Below are 20,660 nucleotides of genomic sequence, written 5' to 3'. Positions count from 1 at the left end.
CGCAACCCTCGAATATGTCAAAGCGCCTGTTCGTCAGCGTTGACCTCGACGGGCTGGGCGACGCTGTGGCGGCCGTTCAGGACCAGTTCGACGGGGTTCCGGGCCTTCGACTGACCGACCCCGAGCAGGTCCACGTCACGCTGAAGTTCCTCGGTGACACCGCGCCGGACCGGGTTGCTGATGTCGTCGCCGCCCTCGAAACCGCGGTCGAAGACAGCGGCGTCGCGCCGTTCGAAGCCGAGATTGGTGGTCTCGGCGTCTTTCCATCGCTGTCCTACATCAGCGTTGTCTGGGTCGGCGTTCGCGACGGTCAGGGTGGCCCAGAACTGACTGCGCTGCATGAAGCCGTCGAAGATCGGACCGTCGCAATCGGGTTCGAGCCGGCGGACCACGAGTTCACGCCACACGCGACTATTGCCAGAATGGACCACGCCGGCGGCAAAGAAACAGTACAGAACGTCGTCGAGAGCGACGACCCCGATGTGGGACGCCTGCAGGTCACGGAAATCCGACTGAAAGAGAGTGAGCTTGGTCCCGACGGCCCGACGTACCGGACCGTCGAATCGGTGCCGCTGTGAGCGTGTCCCTCACAGCTCCCGGTGCGAGTGCTATGCGAACGGTGCAGACGGACAGTTACTACCATAATTTTGTCAGGAACTGTACGATGACGTTAGGGCTGGCGTAGTATAGACGGTATCCACGCTGAGGACGTCAATTAGATACCTGCGTAGCTATCTACGGCGTACTGACAGCCTGTTTAGGCCAGCCAAAACAAATCAGGTTAGTGACAATTTTTATCGGTCCGAGCGGCGTAGGGCCGATATGGTCGCCGTCGAGAACGTTGTCTTCGTGTTCGTCGCGGGGTTGCTAACAGCCCTCGCCACCGGGCTCGGTGCGATCCCGTTTTTCCTGGTGGATGAGTTCTCCGACCGCTGGAACGTCCTGCTGTGGGGGCTCGCATCGGGGATCATGGTCGCCGCCTCGCTGTTCGGCCTCGTCCGGGAAGGGCTAGCCTACGGATCGCCAGTGCTGCTGGTCCCTGGTATTCTGGCCGGGGTCGGGCTCGTCGCCGTAGCGCACGAACTGCTAGACGATTTCGACCAGTCTCCAGAGGAGTTCGAACAGGCGGATTTCACCAAGCTGCTGCTGATTCTGGGCATTTTGACTGTCCATAGCTTCCCGGAGGGCGTAGCTGTTGGCGTCTCCTTCGCAGAACTCGGACTGGAGGCGGCCACGCCCGACTCCGCCGTTGGTATCGTCGGCGTCTCTGTCCCGCTGTTGGCGGTGTTCATGACGGTCGCCATTTCTATCCACAACATTCCGGAAGGGACTGCTATCGCCATCCCGCTCCGTTCGCTGGGCGTCAGCGAGTGGAAGATGGTCTGCTGGGCAGTGTTCTCCTCGCTGCCACAGCCGGTCGGAGCCGTTATCGCGTACTACTTCGTCACGCTGGCGAAGGCATTCCTCCCGTTTGGCTTCGGCTTCGCTGCCGGGGCGATGGTGTACCTTGTCCTCACGGAGTTCGTCCCCGAGGCCTTGGAGTACGGGGATGGCTTGCCGGGTGGAGGCAAACGCGAACTACTCACTGGCATCGCTGTCGGCGTGTTGGCGATGGTGCCGCTGGCGTTCGTTTAGAAGGGGAGCTTGTTCCGGATGACGGTGAGATCGACGAAGGCCTTCAGCGGGTCGTCGTAGTCATCGACGCGGGTTTCCATCCGGTAGTTCGAATGGTCGACAGCAAAGAAGTACGGCCCGGATTCGTCCAGTGACTCCCGCGCGCCGCCGTCGTCCGTCGACGCTTCATAGATATCCGACCCCGCAGGCTGAACCGCTGTCTGGCTGAACTCGGGGTTCCCCGGCGGGGTCTCGCCGGGCTCTCGGCCCTTGATGTACGCGTCGTACTGCTCGAACTGCTCGCGGTCAGTGAAAAAGTACACGTTGAACGGGATGTCCGCTTTGACGATATACTGTAGCTCACCGCCGGGGTCGGATACGTCCGGAATCTCCTCCTTGATCCACGCCTCGTGAGGGTTGACTCTGACGTCCTGTTGCACTCTGACGACGACCTCACCGCCCCCGCCCATGCAACCAGAGCCGACGGCTGTCGCACTGACACCCATTGTCTGGAGGAATCTCCGGCGCTTCATCCATTGATAATCAGGGTCACAGGCTACTTAGTTCTACGTCCGCAGTTATAGCCGCTGATAACGGGCCGTGACCGGCTCGAAAAGGAAGGAATTTAAACCACGGCGCGGAACAAGCACCATACCATGGGTAAGAAATCGAAGGCTACGAAGAAGCGACTGGCCAAACTCGACAACCAGAACAGTCGAGTCCCGGCCTGGGTCATGCTCAAGACGGACCGAGAGGTCCAGCGCAACCACAAACGACGCCACTGGCGGCGCAACGACACTGACGAATAATGAGCGCCAGTGACTTCGAGGAGCGTGTCGTCACCATCCCGCTCCGAGACGCGCGAGCCGAACCGAACCACAAGCGCGCAGACAAGGCGATGATCCTCATCCGCGAGCACCTCGCCAAACACTTCTCTGTCGACGAGGACGCCGTCCGCCTCGACCCCTCGATCAACGAGGCGGCCTGGGCCCGCGGTCGCGCCAACACGCCGAGCAAGATCCGTGTTCGCGCCGCCCGCTTCGAGGAAGAGGGCGAAGCCATCGTCGAAGCAGAGACCGCAGAGTAACGTTGCTCCGCGCGGCTTTCTCCGGGTCGTCGTACGTGGGTGTGTTCGCCCGTGCGACCGACGACTGCGTGCTGGTTCGCCCAGACTTAGACGAATCGCTGCTCGACGACCTGAGCGACGAACTCGACGTTCCAGCCGTGCCGACCACCGTCGGCCGCTCCGGGACCGTCGGCGCGCTCGCGACCGGCAACGAGAACGGACTGGTCGTCTCCGAACGCGTCCGCGAGACCGAAATCGAACGGATTCAGGACGTCGTCGACGTGCCCGTGACGCGACTACCCGGCCGGATCAACGCCGCCGGCAACGTCGTCTGCTGTAACGACTATGGCGCGTACGTCCACCCCGACCTCCCCAGAGACGCTGTGCAGGCGGTCAAGGATGGGCTAGACGTGCCCGTCGAACGCGGCGTCATCGCCGGTGTCACGACCGTCGGGACCGCCGCCGTCGCCACCAACAAAGGCGTGCTCTGCCATCCGAAGGCCACGGACGGCGAACTCGACGCCCTTGAGGACATCCTCGATGTGCCGGCCGACATCGGAACCATCAACTACGGTGGCCCGCTCGTCGGCTCCGGGCTGCTCGCCAACGACCACGGCTACGTCTGTGGCTCGGACACCTCCGGGCCGGAGCTGGGCCGTATCGACCAGGCGCTCGGCTACATCGACTGACCGACTTCTCTGTCACCGCTCAGGACGGATGCTGGTGGCTGAGCTTTTCCGCCACCACGCCCGGGACGGGCAGTCCACAGTCCCCACACGCCCAGGACCGACTGGTCCCGCCCCGCTCCAGCGTCAGGTCCTGCCTGAACCGCAGCGTCGCGCCGCACTCACACTGGTAGGTCGTTTCGCTCATATCTCGACATACGTGGCGTCCCGACAAATTCGCCTGGGTCAGTGACCATGACAGGTCGTGTCAAAGAGTAATATAGTGTGCTCACGAACACTACATATGGTCCAGCGAACACCGCCCGCGGAAGACCAGAACAGCCTCATCTGCCGGAAGTGCGACTACTCGACAGGTGTGCTCCGCCCATCCTGCCCGGAGTGTGGCGGCGATATGGTGTATGCGCCAGAACCCAGCGAATAGGTGCTGAAACATCTGGTTCTGGGTCGTTCGGACGCCGCCAGTTCGGGCTGAATAGCGATGCGTATTTCTTGGCGCTGTCGCGGATAGCTCCAATACTCGAAAAAGGCGGAAGGGGAAGATACTTCCCTACCCTGCCCGCATCTGCCTGTATGAGCACGTACACTGTTCGCGGTAGTTTCCCGGCCCGAGACGGCCCACAACAGTTCGAGAAGGAGGTCGACGCGCCAAACGAGAACGTCGCTGAGGAGCGCGTTTACAGCGACTTCGGCTCCCAGCACAACCTCAAGCGCACGCAGATTACGATTGAGGAGGTGGCAGCATGATGGGCGGTGGCGGCGGTGGCGGCGGCGGTCAGATGCAGCAGGTCGCACAGGAGATCGAGCAGATGGAGCAGGAAGTCGAGGCCATCGACGAGGAAATCGAACGCCTCCGCGAGAAGCAGACTGACATCGACGAGGCCATCGAGGCCATCGAGACGCTGGATTCCGGCTCCACGGTGCAGGTCCCGCTCGGCGGCGACGCCTACATCCGCGCAACGATCGAGGACATCGACGAGGTCGTCGTCTCCCTCGGTGGCGGCTACTCCGCCGAGCGCGAGCAGGACGGCGCTGTCAGCACGCTGGAAACCAAGAAGGAGACGCTGGACGACCACATCAGCGACCTGCAGGAAGAGAAGGCTGAAGTCGAGACCGAGATGGAGGAGCTCGAACAGCAGGCCCAGCAGATGCAACAGCAGCAGATGCAGCAGATGATGCAACAGCAAGAGCAGGAAGACGAGTAAGGCCGCCATGTTCGACGGACTGAAGGACAAACTCAGCGGGTTCACGAGTGACGTCGAGGAAGACGTCGACGACGACGCACTCGAAGCGGAGGACGAACCGGACGCCGACGAGGCAGATGGGGAAGTGCCGGCCGATCAGGCGACTGATGCCGAGCCCGCGACGGACGCGCAGCCGTCCGAAGGCGACACGGCGGAATCAACAGCCGAAACCGACCAGCCACAGGCTGATCCTGAACCGCCAGCCGCAGATTCCGAGGCGACAGCTGAGTCAGCCACAGCGTCGGCCACGGCAGTCGAAGACGTGGATGCGGTCCCCGACGAAGAGTCACAGCCGGATGACGCCGCGGAGACCGAAGAGGACGCGGCGACCGAAGCCGAGTCGGAGTCTGACGAAGACGACGATGATGGCGGCCGCGGCCTCGCCGCGAAGGCGAAGCTTATGGCGACCGGGAAGACGGTCATCGAGGAGGAAGACCTGCAGAGCCACCTCGACGACCTCGAACTGGCGCTGCTGTCGAGCGACGTGGAGATGAGCGTCGCCAACGAGATTCTCGACGGCGTCAAGGAGAACCTCACGGGCCAGACCCGCCGTCGGCTCTCCAGCACCGGGAACCTCGTTCGAGACGCGCTCCGGGAGTCGCTGTACGATGTCATCAACGTCGGCCAGTTCGACTTCGACGAGCGCGTCCAGCAGGCAGACAAGCCTGTCACCATCGTGTTCACCGGCGTCAACGGCGTCGGGAAGACGACCTCGATTGCGAAGCTCGCCCAGTACTTCGAGGATCGCGGACTCTCGACGGTGCTCGCCAACGGCGACACCTACCGCGCTGGCGCAAACGAGCAACTGGAGAAACACGCCGAGAACCTCGACAAGAAGATCATCACTCACGAGCAGGGGTCGGACCCGACGGCGGTCGTCTACGACGCCGTCGAGTACGCCAAGGCCAACGACATCGACGTGGTACTGGGCGATACGGCCGGCCGACTCCACACCTCTGACGACTTGATGGCCCAACTGGAGAAGATCGACCGCAACATCGACCCGGACATGACGCTGTTCGTGGACGAGGCGGTCGCAGGCCAGGACGCCGTCAACCGGGCGCGCGAATTCAACGACGCGGCCGAAATCGACGGAGCGATTCTGACGAAAGCTGACGCCGACCCGCAGGGCGGCGCGGCAATCTCCGTCGCGCACGTCACCGGGAAGCCGATCCTCTTCCTGGGGACTGGGCAGGACTACGACGACCTTGAACCGTTCGACCCCGAGGAAATCGTCGACAGCCTCATCGGCGAGTAGGACTCGGACTTCGCGGTTATTATTGCTGCAATATCCGGGCTATGAGCAGCTATTGCTGACCCTTCTTGTGGAAAATCCAGGGCGGTCGCGCGCTCTCGCCGGGAATACACTGCGTACGATGCAGCAAATATCACCACATCGGCGGAGGGGTGGTCGTTTTCGCCGACAGGAGCGCGTTGAAGTCGACCGCTGCTCTTCACTGACTCACGCAGTATTGGAACGTGACACCTATGCATACAATTGCACGACGCGACGGTTCTGACGATGTCGTGAATGGAGGAGACAGCGATGCCTGACGGACGCAACTGTCGGCAAGTCGCGCCGGCTGATGTCGCACCCGAACTCATTGAGCCGTTCCCGAGTGACCGTCATCTCCCCGTTGACAAGCCACGGCTCGTAACTGACGGGGGTGAGCCGATTCCCCGTGTTCCAGGCGACGGTGACGACAGCTGCGGCTGCGGGAGTTCCTGAAGGTATGGGTACTGCTCCAGGTACTGACCACTGCATTCGCGGGTTATTACGTTGCTAAACGGCGACCGAGTGGGTTTTGACCGTGGAACGGCTGCCTCACTCACGGTGTAGGGCAGGATAGCACGACCTGCGGACGCAGATGCCTATGCACTCGATAACCACTCGGGAACGGTGTGAATAATTATACCCCGAGTATCGAACCACACCGCAGCACACCGAAGTTCGGGCGATCAAAGCGCAGAATCACCCGTGAACTGGCCGAGATACCGGGTTCGAACCAATCATGGTCTGAAACCGATTGTTTTGCGAACCGGCTCTACCTTCGGGTGTGGCTAATCCGTTCTGTCGGCTCTCCGTCAGACGCTTAGCAGGTCATTCATAAACTGCCCAGGTTCTCTTCGGGCAAACGCTATGGGACGACCCACATCTCGACGGAACGTTATCAAAATCGCAGGCGGCGCACTCGTGGCGCTTGCCGGCTGTAGTGACACTGGCGGTAGTACGGAGTCCGACGGCGGTGACGGCGGTGCCGAAGCGCCGGGCACATCTACGCCAGCAGAGACTGACGCGATGACGGAAGCCGGTACGGAGTCGCAGACGGAAACTGAGGCCCAGACCGAAGAAGAAACTGGGATGGATACCGAGACGGAATTCGGCGAGAACGAAACCGATGCCCTCGGAAACGAGACCGAGATGCCGGATAATGAAACCGAACTGCCCGGCAATGAGACCGAAGTATCGGGCAACGAAACCGAACTGCCCGGGAACGGGACCGAGGCTCCGGGCAACGAAACTGAAATACCTGGAAACGAGACAGATATTCCGGGTAACGAAACGGAAATACCCGGTAACGAAACCGAACTGCCTGGCAATGAGACCGGCACGGCCGGGAACGAGACAGAGACGACTGGTAACGAAACGACCGCGAACGAAACCGAAGCGTAAGCCGCCCACGCCGTATCAGGTCCTTTTCCCACCGGACGGGTGAGCTACTCTCGGGCGGCCTCGACGGCGTCGACGAACGCCGCGGCCTGTTCGCGGACGCCGTCCATGTCGTCGTTCTCGATTGCTTCGTAGTTGACCAGCGCCGAGCCTGCGCCAACGGCGACCGCGCCGGCATCGAAGAACTCGTCGACGTTATCGGTCGAGACACCACCAGTCGGCATAATCGGGACGTCGCCGAGCGGACCCTGCAGCGCGCCGATGTGGGCCGGGCCGACCGTTTTCGCCGGGAACATCTTCAGGATGTCCGCGCCCGCTTCCATCGCGTCGGCGGCCTCCGTCGGCGTCATGACGCCCGGGATAGCGAGGACGCCCTCACGGTTGCACACGTCGATGACGTCCTCGTTGAGGTTCGGCGCGAGGACGAACTCCGCGCCGGCCTCGATGACGTTGCGGGCGGCGGCGGCGTCCATGACCGTGCCGGCCCCGATGATGGCGTCGGTGTCGTCGAGCGCCTTGTCGACGGCGGCGATCATGTCCGAGCAGCGCTTCGCATCCGCCGTCAGTTCCAGTGCTGTGACGCCGCCCTCGTGGACGGCTGTCGCCACGTCGACCATCTTCTCCTCGGGAATCCCGCGCAGGACCGCCGTAACGCCGCTGTCGACCAGTTCCTGTTGTACCGCCTGTTTGCTCGTCATGGGCGCAACTGTGACGGGGTGGCTGAAAAGCGTATCTGAACCGCCGAGCCCCTCGCTACGTGTCGGGGTCGTACGGGCGCGCGATGTCGGTCGGCGGCGCGCCGACGCCAAGCACAGTAACGGACTCGTCGGCGTCGCCGGGGTTGTGTGCCCGGTGTGGGCTCTCCGGTTCGGCGACGAATACCTCGTCGGCCGAGACGACGTACTCCCCGTCGGGCGTTTTGACGTGAAGCGTGCCGTCGAGTACGTAGAACAGTTCCTCGCGCGTCTCGTGGTAGTGATAGGCCCGCGAGAGGTCCTCACCGGGCGCTATTTGGTAGGTGGCCGCGTGGAGCGCGTGGAGTTCGGCGGCGTCGGAGATGCCGCGCCGGTCACAGGGGTAGTCCTCCGTTTCCGACAGCGACTCGGGATCGATCTGGTGATAGCCCATACCGTCGGTGGGGGCGTCGGCGGGCAAAAGCGTGACCACGGCGCGGTGTCAGGCGAACAGCCAGACGAGGAGCGAAAGCGTTCCGATGGAGACCACCGTCGACGTGAAGACGTTCAGCGAGGCGAACGCCGCATCGCCGCCGAGTTCCGTCGTGTAGACGTATGTCGACACTGCCGTTGGGGTGCCGAGCATCACGACCGCTGCGCCTAGCGCCGTCGTGTCCATCGACAGCGAGGAGTACACCAGCCACGCCAGCGCCGGCATCCACAGCACCTTCAGCCCGACGACGCTGACGGTCTTTTGCAGATCCGACACCGGAAGGTCCGTGTCGAGCGTCGCACCGATACACAGCAGGGCGACCGGTAGCGCCAGTTCAGCCGGCGGGCCGAGCGCACTGACGAGTGACTCCGGAACGGATAGCGATAGGACCGAGGCTGTGATGCCCGCCGCCAGCGCGATGAGTACCGGGTTCGTCACGAGCTTTTTGGACTCACCCAGCAGCGAGGCGTCGCTGCCGTTGATGCGGACCAGCAGGAACACCGTCACCGGGACGTGGGTCACCGCGCCGATGCCGAGGATGACGCTGGCGACGGCCGTCGCTTCGCTGCCCATCGTCGCCGCTACGAGCGGCAGACCGAGAAACCCCATGTTGCTGTGATACGACTGGACGACGGAGACGCTGCGGCGGTCGGCGGACTCCAGCCGACGGTGGACGAGCCAACCCAGCGTTATCGTCAGCGCGACGATGACCCAGAAGCCCCCAGCAACGCCGGCGAAATAATCTCCCGTAACGGGCGGTCGTACGTGGATCGGAATATGAGTGCCGGCAGCGCGACCGTAAAGACGAGTGTGGTGAGGATATCCGTCCGCCGGTCGGTCAACAGCCCGAAGTGGCCGGCGGCGACGCCGGCCGAAAGAAAGGCGACCATGAATCCGAGCTGCCCGAGAACGCCCATATTGTCGCTCAGTCGGTTCGACCTCTTCACCCTTTCGCCACCGGTAGCCGTGGAATTAATCATGCAGATGCTGTCTTACACAGATCGCACGTCCCGCCCGGAGATGGCCGGAAAACTGAGACGGGCCTGCCGTTCTGCCTCGCTCCGATAGCAGTGAGCGAATCGGCCCTAACCGAACGGATACGGCAGTCATCCCAGCGGTTAGCGGGCGACAGCATGACAACAAGCCTTTACCCGCGCCGTCGCGTATCTCGCGCTAACAATGGTACTCGACGATCTTGGGAGTTCGCTTCGGGGGACACTTGATGACCTCCGGGGGAAGTCCCGGCTCTCCGAGGAGGACATCGAGGACATCGTCAAGGAGATTCAGCGGTCGCTGTTGCAGGCCGACGTGGACGTCGGGCTCGTACAGGACCTCTCTGACAGCATCGAGACGCGCGCGCTGGAGGAGGAACCGCCGGCCGGGACGACCCCGCGCGATTGGGTCCTGCGGATCGTCTACGAGGAACTGGTCGACCTCGTCGGTGAGTCGACCGAACTCCCGCTAGAAGAGCAGACCATCATGCTCGCCGGCCTGTACGGGTCAGGGAAGACGACCACGGCCGCGAAGATGGCGTGGTGGTTCTCGACGAAAGGGCTCCGGCCGGCAATCATCCAGACCGACACGGACCGACCCGGCGCGTACGACCAGTCCAAGGAAATGGCCGAGCGCGCCGAGGTCGACTTCTACGGCGACCCCGACGAGGACGACCCGGTGAAGATCGCCCGTGACGGGCTGGAAGCGACGGAGAACGCGGACGTTCGCATCGTGGACACGGCGGGCCGTGACGGCCTGAACGAGGAACTCATCGAACAGATCGAGCGCATCGAGCAGGAGGTCCAGCCCGACCGGGACCTGCTCGTGCTGGACGCAGCGATGGGCCAGAGCGCCAAGAGCCAGGCCGCCGACTTCGAGGCGGCCATCGGCATCGACGGCGTCGTCATCACGAAGCTCGACGGGACGGCGAAAGGTGGGGGCGCGCTCGCAGCGGTCAACGAGACCGACTCTACCATCGCCTTCCTCGGCTCCGGGGAGACGGTCAAGGACATCGAGCGGTTCGAGCCCTCCGGGTTCATCTCCCGACTGCTCGGGATGGGCGACCTCAAACAGCTCACCGAGCGCGTCGAGCGCGCGATGGAGGAAACCCAGGAAGGCGACGAGGAGGACTGGGACCCCGAGGATATGCTGGAGGGGCAGTTCACTCTCAAGGATATGCGCAAGCAGATGCAGACGATGAACAACATGGGGCCGCTGGACCAGGTGATGGACATGATCCCCGGCCTGGGCGGCGGGCTGATGGACCAGCTCCCCGACGACGCGATGGACGTGACCCAGGAGCGGATGCGGGACTTCGACGTCATCATGGACTCGATGACCGAGGAGGAACTGGAGAACCCTCGTGTCGTCGGCCAGTCCCGCACCAAGCGCATCTGCCGCGGGTCCGGCAAGCCCGAGGAGCGGGTGCGTGAACTCCTCCAGCAGCACAAGCAGATGGAGCAGATGCTCAAGCAGTTCCAGGGAATGGGCGACGGCGACATGGAGCGGATGATGAAACAGATGCAGCAGGGCGGTGGCGGAGGCGGCGGTGGCGGTATGGGCGGTATGGGTGGCGGCGGTATGGGGCCGTTCGGCGACTAACGCCGCTGCGTCGATGTGCGGGACGCGATACGTGACGTTATTTTTGATGATCTATGCTTGAAATCCGGGCCAGAACTAAGGGTTGGCCCGTCCTACGGATGAAGCGAGCATGTACGAAATTGTCGCTGGGATAGACAAAAGTGAGGCTCGTGGGACTGCCATCGCGGAAGCGATAACCGAAGTTCCGATGGACGCCAGCCAGGTCCGTGTCACGCTGCTACACGACTTCGAGGAGAACCCCGAAGGCGCGTCCGTTGATCAGGTGGCCTCCGTGCGCCGGGCACGAGAAGTCCTTGAGGACGCTGGCGTCGAGGTGGCGCTGGAAGAATCAAGCGGCGAACCGGCCGACGCAATCCTCCGGCTAGCTGACGAGCAGGACGCCGACATGATTGTCGTCGCCGGACGCAAGCGGACGCCGACAGGCAAGGTGCTGTTCGGCAGCGTCACACAGAGCGTGATTCTGGGCACGGACCGATCCGTGCTGGTCTGCAGCGGCGAAGAAGAGTAACGCCGCAGTCAGACGCCGTACACTTCTTCGACCCGGTCCGCGAGCGGCGACGGGTCTGTCCGGCCAGTGATCCGTTCGACAGGCTCGCCGTCCTCGAACAGCACGACAGCGGGGGCCGCGTTGACCCCGACCGACTGACAGAACTCCGGGGACCGCTCGCCGGCGAGGCCACCGACCGGAACGCCGTCCGGGAACGCGGCCAGGACCTCGTCTAACTGCTCTTTCATGGCTTCGCAGGGATCGCAAAACAGCTTCCACACGGTCACGACACACCGGTCGTGGGCGTCGACGAACGCCTCGTAGCTGTCGTCGTCCAGATGTTCGACCGCATCGGGGACCGGCGTCTCCGGCCCCAGTTCGGTCGCCATCTGTGCCATCGTCGTCAGCTCCACGGTTGTGTAGGAGCCGTCAACGTTCGACCGCAGGGTCAGGAACGTGGCGAACTCCTCGCGTGACACGTCGAGTTCGTCGACCCGTTCGGCCGCTTCGGCAGCCGAATCGAGGCCGAACACCTCGGCGACAGACTCGTGGAACTCCGCGTCGCCCATCGTCACGTAGGTGTCGTAGTACACCTCGCGGTCGGCCTCGAACGCCTCTGTCGTGCTGACTTCGTCCGTTTCCTCGTCGATGACGACGACACCCTCCGACTGCAGTGCGTCGAGTAGCGCTTCGGGAGATTGAGTTTCCGACATTCAGACACCTAGGTACTTGTCCCGCGTTTCTTGATCTTTCTGCAGTTCCTCGGCGGGCCCCTCGAAGACCACTTGCCCGCGGTCCAGCACGTAACACCGGTCGGCGATCTTCATCGCTGCGACGGCGTTTTGCTCGACCAGTAGTATCGTCGTCCCGTCCTCGCTGATGCGTTCGATGGCGTTCTCGACGGACTCAATGATCTGTGGTGCCAGCCCCTCGTATGGCTCGTCGAGCATCAACAGGTCGGTGCTCTGGTGGAGCGCACGGGCGATGGCGAGCATCTGCTGTTCGCCTCCGGAGAGCGTGCCGGCCTTCTGTGACCGCCGTTCGTCGAGTCTCGGGAAGTACTCGTAAATCTCCGCCGCCGACATCCCTTCGTCGCGGAAATCGAGCTTCCGCCGCCAGGTGTTGGATTTGTTGCGGACGGTGTCCGCGAGGTGGAGGTTCTCGGCGACGGTCAGGTCAGTGAACACGCGCCGTTCCTCCGGAACCAGCGAGATACCGCGGACGGCGATGTCCTCCGGCGGAGCGTTGGTGATGTCCGTTCCGTCGAACTGGATCGCACCGCTCCGGACATCGGGCGGCGTCGCTCCGGAGATACACCGGAGCGTCGAGGTCTTTCCCGCGCCGTTACGGCCCAGCAAGGCCGTGATTTCGCCGTCATCGACGCTCATCGACACGTCCTGAATGATGTGGCTCTCGCCGTAGTAGCCGTTGATATTGTCCACGTCGAGCAACGTCATTCCTCGACACCTCCGAGATACGCTTCCTGCACAGCAGGGTCGTTCTGTACTTCCGTCGGCGTCCCCTCCGCGATAACCGACCCGCGATTGAGGACGACGATGCGGTCGGAGATGTCGAAGACGATCTCCATGTCGTGTTCGACAAGCAGGAACGTCAGATCGAGTTCATCCTTGACGCGTTTGATGAGGTCGACGGTCGATTTCGTCTCGTCGGGCGACATTCCCGCCGTTGGCTCGTCCATCAGCAGCATATCCGGCTCGGCGGCCAGCGCAATGCCGAGTTCGAGCCGGCGCTTGTTCCCGTAGTCGAGGCTATCGGCCTGGTTCTCCCGCTCGTCGTACAGACCGACCGACTCGAGGACCTCGTTCGCCAGTTCATCGACCGCCGGGTAGCTGTTCTGGTTCCGGAAGAAATTGAACCGGAACGAACCGTGCTCGGCTGCCAGCGCCGCGATGGTCGCGTTCTCCTTGACCGTTAGTTCGGGGAAGATAGAGGCTGTCTGGAAGGACTTGCTCATCCCCCGCTGGACGACCTCGTGCGGGTCCATCCCGATGATGGAATCCCCTTGGAACGCGATCTCGCCGTAGCTCGGTTCGAGCCGTCTGGTGACGAGGTTGATGAACGTCGATTTCCCCGCGCCGTTGGGGCCGATGAGGCTCACACCCTCGCCCTGTTCTATCTCCAGATCCACCTCGTCGACGGCCGTGAGGCCGCCGAACTGCTTGGTGAGCCGTTCCGTCTTGAGGACCGTCATTCGTCCTCACCTCCGACGACCATGTCACGAACGTAGTCGATACCGCCCCAGATACCGTTCGGGAAGAGGACGACGGCGACGACGAACACAACCCCGAGGATGAGGTGCCAGAACGGACCGAGTGTCTCGAACCCGCTGACAATATTCTCGATGTACAGGTACAGGCCAGCGCCGAACAGCGGCCCGAACAGCGAGCCGACACCGCCGAGCACAGTCATGATGACGATACGACCGGACTCGGTCCAGTACAGCGACTGCAGGGGCACGTAGTTCCCCTCGATGGTAAACAGGCTCCCAGCGATGCCAGCGAAGGCTGCCGAGATGATGAACGCCATCAGCTTGTACCGCCAGACGTCCAGCCCGACGAACTCCGCTCGTCGCTCGTTCTCCCGAATCGCGCGGAAGACGGTTCCATACGGCGAGTGGAGAATGCGATTTGCCATCGCGACTGACAGCACCGTCATGACGGCGACGAACACGTACAGCATATTGTCCACCAGCATCGTCAGCGGGAACGGCACCCCGCCGTGGATGTCGATGACGCCCAGCAGGTGGCCGATGTTGACGGAGGTAAACCCGTTCTCACCGTTGGTGAGGAAGGCCAGCGGCGAGGCCGCCAGGTAGAACGACATCTGGCCGAACGTCAGCGTCAGGATGGCGAAGTAAATCCCGCCGCGGCGCAGCGACAGGAACCCGACAATCCACGCCAGCAACACGGCAAACACCGTACCGGCGAGCAACACGAGCAGCGGCGAGCTGCTGACGCTCGCGCTGAAGATGCCCGCGGCGTAGGCCGCGCCGCCGAAGAAGACGGCGTGACCGAACGACAGCAGGCCGGTGTAGCCAAGCAGGATGTCGAAGCCGACGGCGAAGATGCCGTAGATGAGCATCAGCGTCGCCAGCTGCGTGTAGCCGTCAAGGAAATTGTTGAACAGGAATGGGAAGACAGCCACACCAACGACGGTGAGCAGGACTGTCGATATCTCCCGATCGCGGAAGCTAGCCCAGCGGTCCGCGAGGCCACCGGTGACCTCTGCATCCGCGTCGGCCGCCGCCGTGGCAGTCGCGTCACGTGGTTCGTCGCTCACGAAACATCCACCTCCGAACCCAGCAGCCCCTGCGGACGCACCAGCAGGACTAGCGCTGCGAGCGCGTAGATGCCGACCTGGCTCCAGGCGGCATAGCCGGTCTGGATGAGGAGTACCTGCAGCGTCCCGAGCATCAGCCCGGCGACCACGGCCCCCTCTATTTTCCCGACGCCACCGATGACGACCGTCAGAAACGCCGGCACTAACTGTTCAGTCCCGATGTTGGGGTTGACGTTCGCAAGCGGGCCACCGACGACGCCGGCCACGCCGGCGAGTGCGGCACCGATGCCGAACACGACGAGATACGGTCGGCTCAGTTTGATCCCAAGCAGTCGAACCATCTCGCCGTCGAGGGTACCGGCCTGGACGATGAGGCCGAAGTCAGTGTACTCGACGAGTGCGTACACGCCAAGGACGAGGACTGCCGTAATGGCGATGACGCCGAGTCGCCAGCGCGGGAAGTTTCCGACCACGGGCAGCGCGATGGGACCGGATGCCCACGAGGGCTGTGGGAACGGCTGGCTGCTCCCGCCCAGCAGTGCCCGGAGCAGTTCCTGGACGATAATTGCGAGCCCGAATGTCACGAGAATCTGGTCAGTATCGGGTCGGTCGTAAAACGCCTGTGCGATGAACCGCTCCATCAGCAGTCCGATAATGAACACGACAATCGGCACGATGACCAATGCGGCGACGAATCCCAGTCCGATACCGTATGACTGGATGCCCCATTCCGCTAACTGACCGTTGTTCAACGGAACCTGTCCGGTTATGAACAGCCCCAGATATGCGCCGACGAGGTACAGCGCCCCGTGGGCGAAGTTGACGAATTTTAGCGTCCCGAGGATAATCGACAGTCCGACCGCGAGCAGGACGTAAATCGCGCCCTGTTGTAACCCATTCAATAAGATGGTGAGGATGTCCGCGAGTAGCGTCACGCCGGATCCCCCCCACCGCACTCTTCTCGTACTCTCTGCGTATTCCTAATCATGCTAGTTTTTGTGTATCAAGTAAGGCAACCTCATGCACTATAAATCATGAGGGGTACGGTCCCCTGTCCGGATTCTGCCCTATTCGTCGCCGTACTCGCCGAGTTCGCACTCTGCGGCCGGCCCGGAATCACACGCGTATCCGACGTCGTCTCGGGAGGTGATCTCGACAATGTCGATGAAGTTCCCGTCTGACTGTTCGCTCTCCGGCAGTCCCTGGGCAACTGGAATGTCCCGCTGGGCCTGATGGTCGCAGGCACGCATCGTCTCCTGGCCCATGCCGATGTTGCTGTACTCGTAGTCCTCCAGCTGGCGGATGACCTCCGGCGGGTAGAACGTGCCTGCTCGCTCGGCGGCGGCCGCGTACTGGAGCGTCTGCGAGTAGGCGAGCTGGGCCGGCCCGGATGGGACGCGGTCGTACTCGTCCTGGAACGCCTGCGTGAACGCGTTCGACGCCTCGTTGTCGATCTGGGAGTCCCAGGCGATCGTCCCGTAAATGCCTTCGATGGACCCACCGGCGGCCTGTGCCATCGGGCGGTTGTACAGCGGAACGACGAGTTCCATGTCCTCGTCGATTCCGGCATCGACGGCCTGCGAGACGGAGTTCGCGCCGTCCAGCCCGTAGTGGTTCAGGACGAGCACGTCCGCGCCGCTGTTTGCGGCCTCCGAGAGATACGAGGAGAAGTCGCTGGTCCCGAGCGGCGTCGGCACGCTGTCGACCTCTTCCCAGCCAATCTCCGAGAGGAACTGGTTCATCGAGTCCTGCTGGGTCTGGCCCCAGGAGTAGTCGGCGTACAGCTGGTAGAAGGAGTTGTCCGAGCCGTACTCGCTTTCAAGTACCGGCGCGAGTGCCTGGCCGGTCATGTACGCGTTGAACATCTCCCGGAACCCGTACCGGGCACAGTCTTTCCCGGTCGTGTCGTTCGAGTGGGTCAGACAGGCCATGAACATCACGTTCTGCGACTGACAGAGGCCCTGCACGGCGATGGCCACTGCGCTGGAAGAGCCGCCCGAGATCATCACCACGTCGTCCCGGTTTATCATCCGCGAGGCGGCCTGCCGAGCGGTATCGGCATCGGTCGCCGTGTCGCCATTTACCGAATCGACCGTGTACCCGAGGACGCCGTCACCGCTGAGGTCCTCGAAGCTGTCCACCCAGCCACCCCCGTTATTGAGGTGTTTCTGTGCGAGTTCGTACGCCCGGAGTTCGTCCTGCCCCTCAGAGGAGTAGGGTCCGGATTGTGGAACGTTGAATCCGAACGTGACTGTGTCGCCCTCGACCGGGAAATTCCCGAGTGACGGGTAGTCGTCGCCACCGTCGCCACCACCATCGCCACCGTCGCCACCGTCGCCACCGTCGCCACCACCATCGCCACCGTCGCCACCGGAACAACCGGCCAGTCCCGTCAGCCCTGCCACACCTGCGACGCCCGTACTCTTCAGCAACTGTCGTCGGTTGACCGATCTGCCATTAGTTGGCATGTTCCATACGGTGTCTGTATATATCATAATAGTTTCGGTAGGTTAATCAACGATTTCACATCTATAGAACGACATATCTCGGATAAATGGCGATCCGTAGACTTATTCTGACCTGATTGGTTTGTTAAAACATGACGAGGAATCTGCGTCGGCAGCTACTCGTCCTCACCATCGTCGTAACCGCGGGCTGTGGCGGGTTCGGGTTCAGCGGCGGCGACGACTCGGCGACGCCGGTGACGCCCGCCCCGGTGCCGACCGACTCTGCGACCACGTATCCGGCCGGCGTCGGGGCGACGGGCGTCACCAGCCCATCTCTGCTCGGTTCCGCTCACAGTGACCGTCTCAACGGAACCGGGTACACGCTGACGATGAATCGGACCGTCAGATATGCAAACGGGTCGTTACGGTCTCACCTCCGAGTTCAGGTCGCGCTGGACGCGAACCGGACACATCTCGCCAACGTCTCTGTCCGCGGCCCTGCGGCCCCGGGACTCCTCGGGCGGCCGCCGGCGACCGCGTCGTTCTGGTCCGACGGCGACACGTATCTCCGCCGGCTCGTGCGCGACAACCGTACCGTGTACAACGAGTACGACCCGCCGGACAGCTACGCCGGAACGTGGCGGTACTGGGTTCACGCTGCCGCGTTGAACGGCCGCCCGGCCACCGACGTCACTCGGACCGTTGCCCCGTTCCAGACCCGGACCTTACAGTCCCAGCAGTCAGACGGGACCGTCTACATCATCAGGGGCGACCGACTGCGGGAAAACACGACATCGACAGCGTGGGCGAGCCGGGAGAACGCAACGCTTGTCGCCCACGTCACTCGGTCAGGCCTCGTCCGCAACTACCGGACCGAGTACACGACGGCAACGGGGGGCGGGGAACCGGTCACAGTCACCAGAACGGTCCGGTTTACAGCGGTCGGGAACACGACGGTCGGGCCGCCACCGTGGCGCGACAGGGCTCAGTCGACTCCCGACTGAAGCGTCGCCAGCGCTATCAGGGGGCTTTTTTTCGCTCGCCGTCCTTCGCCCTGCAATGACTGTCCGCGAGGTGGCACTCGAAGCCTACCGGGAATCGCTCCCGGTGCTGGCGCTCAGTGCGGTCGGCGGCCTCTTCGCGGGCGTTGTCCTCGGCGGCATGGACGCGGAACTACAGGACGTCGCCGGGCTACTCGTGCTCGTTCCGGCGCTGCTCGCCACTCGGGGGAACGTCTATGGCTCCCTTGGCGCACGTCTGGGGTCTGCGCTCCATCAGGGACTGATCGACCCGCGGTTTTCCTTCGACGACGACCGCATCAACGCCGCTGTCGCGGCGGCACTGGCAAACGGCGTCCTTATCAGCGGCGTCGCCGCGGTGATGGCTGTCGCCCTGCTCGCGCTGGTTGGGCGACCATCGGCTCCCCTCACAACCCTCGTCGCCATTGCGCTCATCGCGGGCTTCGTCTCCGGGCTGTTGTTGACCATTGCCGTCGTCTCGGTCGTGTTCGTCGGCTACCGCCGCGGCCTCAATCCGGATACGCTGGCCGGCCCGGTCGTGACGACGACGGGCGATGTGGTCGGCATCGCGACGCTGTTGGGCGCGACCCGCCTCGTCCTCGCGCTGGGGGGTGGCTGAATGGCGGAGTTCGCCTCCCAGTGGTCGGTCTCGGGTATCGTCCGGACGATGTTTCCCATTCTGGTCGTGCTCACGGCAATCGAACTCGGGAGCGGTCTCGTCCTCGATACCTTCGAGGGAACACTGCTGCAGTATCCGTCGCTGCTCGTGCTCGTCCCGGTGACAATCGGGATGGCGGGCAACCTCGGCAGCATCCTCGCAGCGCGGTTCTCGACGGCGTTTCACCTCGGCCTCCTGTCGTTTGCGGCGACCGACGACCGATTGGCCGGCAACGCTATCGCTACGCTTGCGCTCGCGGTGACACTGTTCCCGCTTGTCGGTGCCGGCGCGTGGCTACTCCAGACCGTCATCGGCGGCGCTACGCTCCCGCTCCGGACGGTCGTGCTGGTCGCGCTCGTCAGCGGCAGCCTGCTGGCACTGTTGGCTATCGTCGTGACGACGGTGACGACCTACGCCGCCTACCGGTTCGAACTGGACCCCGACGACGTGGTCATCCCCGTCGTCACGAACGTCTGTGACGTGCTGGGCGTGGTGGTGCTGTTCGGTGCTGTTCGCGTCCTCGTGTGACAGGTCGGTGTCGGCACTGCGGTAGCCGTCGTCCCGCGCGGCCACCGTGTCCGGCAGCCATCTTCCTAAAATCGACCGACGCTATCGATGGGCATTTGCGGGCCAGGGTCGTACGTTTCAGCGTGCAGTCGCTCGTCGCCGCAGTGCTTGGCCACCCGGCGGTCGCTGTCCTCGGAGAGGTCGCTGTCCGGGTGCTCCGCATCACGCTCTTCCTCTCCTTTGGCGTGTTCCTCGCCGAACTGGCGGTGGCGTTCGGACTGGTCGAGAAGATTGCCGTCGTCTCGCGCTATCTCACGTCGCCGGCGAACCTCCCGGACGAGGTCGGCACCGCTATCCTGACGACAACGGCGTCGACGACCGCCGGTTACGGGATGCTCGCCGACTTCCGGGAGTCCGGCGTGCTGTCCGACCGAGCGACCATAGTCGCCGTCACCATCAACACGTTCTTCGGCTTCGCCCAGCACATCATCACGTTCTACGCCCCGATACTCATCCCGATTCTGGGCTTTCGCGTCGGGGTGCTGTACGTCGCCACGCGGGGGCTCATCGCGCTGGCAATCACGCTGACCGGCATCGCCGCCGGCGCGGTGCTGCTGGACGCGTCCAACGTCGGGCGGTCAGGCACAAATACGGACCCGGCCCCCGACGGCGGGACGGCCGACGACGCGGGCGACGTGTTCGACGACCGTCCGGAGAGCCGTCGGGCGGCCGTCAGGGCCGCGTTCGACGCGACCACGGACAAAGTTCGGGACATCCTGCCGCGACTAGCGGCTATCTACGCCGTCGTCTCGCTACTGCTCGCCTACAGCGATGAACTGCTGACACTCATCGGCAGTAACGGGGCGTCCGTGACGACTGCCGCCGACGGATTCGCCGGGCTCCTTGGCTTGCCCGGCGCGGCCATCCCTGTTATCGCCGCCTACGCGCTCGATACGACCTCGGGGGCGACGGTCATCGCACCGCTCATCCGGAACGGGACCTTCTCCGCTCGGACTGCCGTGGCGACGATGCTCGTCGGCGGTATCATCTCCTTTGCCGTCTCGACGTTCAAGCGCTCGATTCCGTTCCAATATGGCATCTGGGGTCGGGAGTTCGGCTCGAAAGTCATCGTCGTCAACACGGGGCTGAAAATCGTCTGGATCGCGCTGGCGCTTGTTGTGCTACTGTAGTGCGAGGCCAGT

The 20,660-nt window shown here is 63.3% G+C and carries 27 protein-coding genes and 1 pseudogene; 17 read left to right on the top strand and 11 right to left on the bottom strand.

Going from position 1 to position 20,660, the window contains the following annotated elements; all coding sequences use genetic code 11:
* Nucleotides 1-14 precede the first annotated feature (14 nt).
* Nucleotides 15-578 carry an RNA 2',3'-cyclic phosphodiesterase gene (gene thpR / locus AV059_RS05710; protein ID WP_058992932.1) on the top strand — a complete coding sequence of 188 codons (564 nt, stop codon included), beginning with the start codon at nt 15-17 and terminating at the stop codon, nt 576-578.
* A 244-nt stretch (nt 579-822) separates the two neighbouring features.
* Nucleotides 823-1,635 carry a ZIP family metal transporter gene (locus AV059_RS05705; RefSeq protein WP_058992930.1) on the top strand — a complete coding sequence of 271 codons (813 nt, stop codon included), beginning with the start codon at nt 823-825 and terminating at the stop codon, nt 1,633-1,635.
* Here AV059_RS05705 and AV059_RS05700 read toward each other — a convergent pair.
* On the bottom strand, nt 1,632-2,084 hold the full coding sequence (locus tag AV059_RS05700) for a hypothetical protein (RefSeq protein WP_058992928.1): 453 nt from the start codon (nt 2,082-2,084) through the stop codon (nt 1,632-1,634). The genes AV059_RS05705 and AV059_RS05700 overlap by 4 nt on opposite strands.
* A 186-nt stretch (nt 2,085-2,270) precedes the next feature.
* On the opposite strand from AV059_RS05700, the gene AV059_RS05695 reads away from it, so the two are divergent.
* The 3 genes from AV059_RS05695 to AV059_RS05685 are packed head-to-tail and all read left to right on the top strand — an operon-like array spanning nt 2,271 to nt 3,369.
* A complete protein-coding gene (locus AV059_RS05695) occupies nt 2,271-2,423 on the top strand; it encodes a 50S ribosomal protein L39e (protein WP_004518346.1) in 153 nt (50 codons plus the stop codon).
* The gene (locus AV059_RS05690) at nt 2,423-2,701 is read left to right on the top strand and encodes a 50S ribosomal protein L31e (protein ID WP_004964660.1); all 279 of its coding nucleotides are present in this window, start codon (nt 2,423-2,425) and stop codon (nt 2,699-2,701) included. The genes AV059_RS05695 and AV059_RS05690 overlap by 1 nt, the downstream gene beginning before the upstream one ends.
* Before the next feature lie 2 nt (nt 2,702-2,703).
* On the top strand, nt 2,704-3,369 hold the full coding sequence (locus tag AV059_RS05685; RefSeq protein ID WP_058992926.1) for a translation initiation factor IF-6: 666 nt from the start codon (nt 2,704-2,706) through the stop codon (nt 3,367-3,369).
* A 19-nt stretch (nt 3,370-3,388) separates the two neighbouring features.
* Here the strand turns inward: AV059_RS05685 and AV059_RS22290 are convergent, their stop codons facing one another.
* Nucleotides 3,389-3,553 (bottom strand): hypothetical protein, encoded by a 165-nt coding sequence (locus AV059_RS22290; RefSeq protein WP_195156625.1) that lies wholly within the window; start codon nt 3,551-3,553, stop codon nt 3,389-3,391.
* Between the two features lie 96 nt (nt 3,554-3,649).
* Between AV059_RS22290 and AV059_RS22285 the strand changes: the two genes are divergently transcribed.
* From AV059_RS22285 to AV059_RS05660, 6 genes are all read left to right on the top strand, one after another.
* Complete coding sequence (locus AV059_RS22285; RefSeq protein ID WP_004964651.1) at nt 3,650-3,787, top strand: hypothetical protein; 138 nt, start codon at nt 3,650-3,652, stop codon at nt 3,785-3,787.
* A 149-nt stretch (nt 3,788-3,936) separates the two neighbouring features.
* Entirely contained in the window at nt 3,937-4,110 is a 174-nt protein-coding gene (gene rpl18a / locus AV059_RS05680; RefSeq protein WP_004594032.1) for a 50S ribosomal protein L18Ae, read from the top strand.
* Nucleotides 4,107-4,568, top strand: a complete 462-nt coding sequence (gene pfdA / locus AV059_RS05675) for a prefoldin subunit alpha (protein WP_188852004.1) — start codon at nt 4,107-4,109, stop codon at nt 4,566-4,568. Before rpl18a ends, pfdA begins: the two co-directional genes overlap by 4 nt.
* Nucleotides 4,569-4,575: 7 nt before the next feature.
* On the top strand, nt 4,576-5,865 hold the full coding sequence (gene ftsY, locus AV059_RS05670) for a signal recognition particle-docking protein FtsY (RefSeq protein ID WP_058992923.1): 1,290 nt from the start codon (nt 4,576-4,578) through the stop codon (nt 5,863-5,865).
* 288 nt (nt 5,866-6,153) lie between these two features.
* The gene (locus tag AV059_RS05665) at nt 6,154-6,336 is read left to right on the top strand and encodes a hypothetical protein (protein ID WP_058997461.1); all 183 of its coding nucleotides are present in this window, start codon (nt 6,154-6,156) and stop codon (nt 6,334-6,336) included.
* A 411-nt stretch (nt 6,337-6,747) separates the two neighbouring features.
* The gene (locus AV059_RS05660) at nt 6,748-7,281 is read left to right on the top strand and encodes a hypothetical protein (RefSeq protein WP_058992922.1); all 534 of its coding nucleotides are present in this window, start codon (nt 6,748-6,750) and stop codon (nt 7,279-7,281) included.
* A gap of 44 nt (nt 7,282-7,325) precedes the next feature.
* Here the strand turns inward: AV059_RS05660 and AV059_RS05655 are convergent, their stop codons facing one another.
* From AV059_RS05655 to AV059_RS05645, 3 genes and pseudogenes are all read right to left on the bottom strand, one after another.
* On the bottom strand, nt 7,326-7,976 hold the full coding sequence (locus AV059_RS05655) for a bifunctional 4-hydroxy-2-oxoglutarate aldolase/2-dehydro-3-deoxy-phosphogluconate aldolase (RefSeq protein ID WP_004964639.1): 651 nt from the start codon (nt 7,974-7,976) through the stop codon (nt 7,326-7,328).
* Between the two features lie 55 nt (nt 7,977-8,031).
* Nucleotides 8,032-8,406 (bottom strand): cupin domain-containing protein, encoded by a 375-nt coding sequence (locus AV059_RS05650; protein WP_058992919.1) that lies wholly within the window; start codon nt 8,404-8,406, stop codon nt 8,032-8,034.
* 48 nt (nt 8,407-8,454) lie between these two features.
* A pseudogene (locus AV059_RS05645) lies at nt 8,455-9,362 on the bottom strand (AEC family transporter).
* A gap of 262 nt (nt 9,363-9,624) precedes the next feature.
* Between AV059_RS05645 and AV059_RS05640 the strand changes: the two are divergent.
* Together AV059_RS05640 and AV059_RS05635 are read left to right on the top strand one after the other, a co-directional pair.
* Complete coding sequence (locus AV059_RS05640; RefSeq protein ID WP_058992917.1) at nt 9,625-11,040, top strand: signal recognition particle protein Srp54; 1,416 nt, start codon at nt 9,625-9,627, stop codon at nt 11,038-11,040.
* Nucleotides 11,041-11,149: 109 nt separating this feature from the next.
* Complete coding sequence (locus AV059_RS05635) at nt 11,150-11,548, top strand: universal stress protein (RefSeq protein WP_004594022.1); 399 nt, start codon at nt 11,150-11,152, stop codon at nt 11,546-11,548.
* A gap of 8 nt (nt 11,549-11,556) precedes the next feature.
* Here AV059_RS05635 and AV059_RS05630 read toward each other — a convergent pair whose 3' ends face one another.
* From AV059_RS05630 to AV059_RS05605, 6 genes are all read right to left on the bottom strand, one after another.
* Complete coding sequence (locus tag AV059_RS05630) at nt 11,557-12,240, bottom strand: co-chaperone YbbN (RefSeq protein WP_058992914.1); 684 nt, start codon at nt 12,238-12,240, stop codon at nt 11,557-11,559.
* Nucleotides 12,241-12,984: an ABC transporter ATP-binding protein gene (locus AV059_RS05625; RefSeq protein WP_058992912.1), complete on the bottom strand. Its 744-nt coding sequence runs from the start codon at nt 12,982-12,984 to the stop codon at nt 12,241-12,243.
* Complete coding sequence (locus AV059_RS05620) at nt 12,981-13,739, bottom strand: ABC transporter ATP-binding protein (RefSeq protein ID WP_058992911.1); 759 nt, start codon at nt 13,737-13,739, stop codon at nt 12,981-12,983. The genes AV059_RS05625 and AV059_RS05620 overlap by 4 nt, the downstream gene beginning before the upstream one ends.
* Nucleotides 13,736-14,827, bottom strand: a complete 1,092-nt coding sequence (locus AV059_RS05615) for a branched-chain amino acid ABC transporter permease (protein WP_058992909.1) — start codon at nt 14,825-14,827, stop codon at nt 13,736-13,738. The genes AV059_RS05620 and AV059_RS05615 overlap by 4 nt, the downstream gene beginning before the upstream one ends.
* Nucleotides 14,824-15,762, bottom strand: coding sequence for a branched-chain amino acid ABC transporter permease (locus AV059_RS05610; protein WP_007189237.1), 939 nt, complete (start codon nt 15,760-15,762; stop codon nt 14,824-14,826). Before AV059_RS05610 ends, AV059_RS05615 begins: the two co-directional genes overlap by 4 nt.
* Before the next feature lie 132 nt (nt 15,763-15,894).
* A complete protein-coding gene (locus AV059_RS05605) occupies nt 15,895-17,295 on the bottom strand; it encodes a substrate-binding protein (RefSeq protein ID WP_079990732.1) in 1,401 nt (466 codons plus the stop codon).
* 131 nt (nt 17,296-17,426) lie between these two features.
* Between AV059_RS05605 and AV059_RS05600 the strand changes: the two genes are divergently transcribed.
* From AV059_RS05600 to AV059_RS05585, 4 genes are all read left to right on the top strand, one after another.
* Nucleotides 17,427-18,278 carry a hypothetical protein gene (locus tag AV059_RS05600; protein WP_058992906.1) on the top strand — a complete coding sequence of 284 codons (852 nt, stop codon included), beginning with the start codon at nt 17,427-17,429 and terminating at the stop codon, nt 18,276-18,278.
* Between the two features lie 55 nt (nt 18,279-18,333).
* Complete coding sequence (locus AV059_RS05595) at nt 18,334-18,912, top strand: magnesium transporter (protein ID WP_050037482.1); 579 nt, start codon at nt 18,334-18,336, stop codon at nt 18,910-18,912.
* A complete protein-coding gene (locus tag AV059_RS05590) occupies nt 18,913-19,479 on the top strand; it encodes a magnesium transporter (RefSeq protein WP_058992904.1) in 567 nt (188 codons plus the stop codon).
* A gap of 122 nt (nt 19,480-19,601) precedes the next feature.
* A complete protein-coding gene (locus AV059_RS05585; RefSeq protein WP_058992902.1) occupies nt 19,602-20,648 on the top strand; it encodes a hypothetical protein in 1,047 nt (348 codons plus the stop codon).
* Nucleotides 20,649-20,660 lie beyond the last annotated feature (12 nt).

It is taken from the genome of Haloarcula sp. CBA1127, assembly GCF_001485575.1.
Classification (GTDB): domain Archaea; phylum Halobacteriota; class Halobacteria; order Halobacteriales; family Haloarculaceae; genus Haloarcula.
Note: the sequence above shows the minus strand (reverse complement) of the source record. Positions and strands in the feature narration are given on the sequence as shown.